General features: G+C 74.2%; 1 protein-coding gene and 1 pseudogene. Both read right to left on the bottom strand.

The window, feature by feature from the left end; translation table 11 throughout:
- Nucleotides 1-176: 176 nt before the first annotated feature.
- Nucleotides 177-503: pseudogene (locus ACTS11_RS08420) on the bottom strand (helix-turn-helix domain-containing protein); the annotation flags it as partial.
- Nucleotides 504-530: 27 nt separating this feature from the next.
- A complete protein-coding gene (locus ACTS11_RS08415) occupies nt 531-1,001 on the bottom strand; it encodes a cupin domain-containing protein (protein WP_442639878.1) in 471 nt (156 codons plus the stop codon).
- Nucleotides 1,002-1,179 lie beyond the last annotated feature (178 nt).

The following is a 1,179-nucleotide window of genomic DNA, read 5'->3' as shown; positions in this document are numbered from 1 at the left end:
CGGGCCCCACCGTCCCGCCCTTGGGCCGCGACAGCCCGAAGACCGAGCGGGTGCGCCGCAGCACCGACGGGCGCGGCAGCGCGACCGGCGCCTCCTCGCCATACCAGTCAAACCAGGGCAGGCCCGCACGGATGGACGCAGGCGCAGGCCCTGCCGCTCGCGCCACCGCTCGGCCTTCAGCGGATGGGCGAGCAGCCGCACGCCGCCCCATTCGGCCTCCCCCGTGACCTGCTCCTCGACCGTGCAGCCGCGGCCGAGCGGCATGGCGACGAACTGCCGCACGATCCCCGCGTCGGTCCTGAACCCATCTGCGCGACATCCGCGGCGAGCCGGCCGGCACGCGGCAGCAGCGAATCGGCATTGCGGCCGAGCTCGGCGGCGAGGCGACGAAGGCAGGCCTCGGTAGGCCGTTCGGCACCGCGCTCGACCAGCGAGAGAGAGGTGGCCGAAACGCCCAGTCGGCCGGTGACCGCGCGGCGCGAGCAGCCGGGCGGGTCCTGTTTCGCCCGCTTCCGACGTGGCCCGCGCCGCTATCCCAGCGGCGGACCGACCAGCAGGATGTCGTGCCGGCCGCACGCCTCCTCCAGCGCGCGCGCCTGCTCCGGCGTGGGCGGGCCGGCGGGCATGGGCAGCGCGTCCGCCGTCGCGGGTCGGCCGAGGCCGCGGATCATGCGCTCGAAATCCCGGCCGCCGGTGATGGTGAGGAAGCGCGCCTCGCTGGACTCGACCCGGTAGGTGTGCGGAATGCGGCGGGGGGCGAGCAGGATCTCGCCTGCGCCCGCGTGCCGCTCGGTCTCCGCGATCCGGAACCGCAGCCGGCCCTCCAGCACGTGGAAGATCTCGTCCTCGGTCCGATGGATGTGCAGCGGCGGCGAGTCGCCCTGCCGGGCGCGGTGCTCGAGCACCGAGATGCCGTCCGCGCCGTCGAGGTGGCTGACGCGGATCAGCACGAGCGTGTCGAGGAACCAGAGGCGGCGGATGTCGGCGGGCGGTGCGGTCATGAGGGATCCGGACTGGTTGGGGGGAGCGCCCCGGCACGCCGAATGCTAACCGACCGCCACTGCAACGGATACTCCTGCCTGCCGGCGCGCGCGGGCCGCGCCGGTGCCCGTGACGCCGTGCCCGACATGCACTAGGCATGGATGGGCAAAGGTGAGGGACGCAGACGCATGAATCGCA

It is taken from the genome of Roseicyclus sp. (genome assembly GCF_052168335.1).
Classification (GTDB): domain Bacteria; phylum Pseudomonadota; class Alphaproteobacteria; order Rhodobacterales; family Rhodobacteraceae; genus Roseibacterium.
Note: the sequence above shows the minus strand (reverse complement) of the source record. Positions and strands in the feature narration are given on the sequence as shown.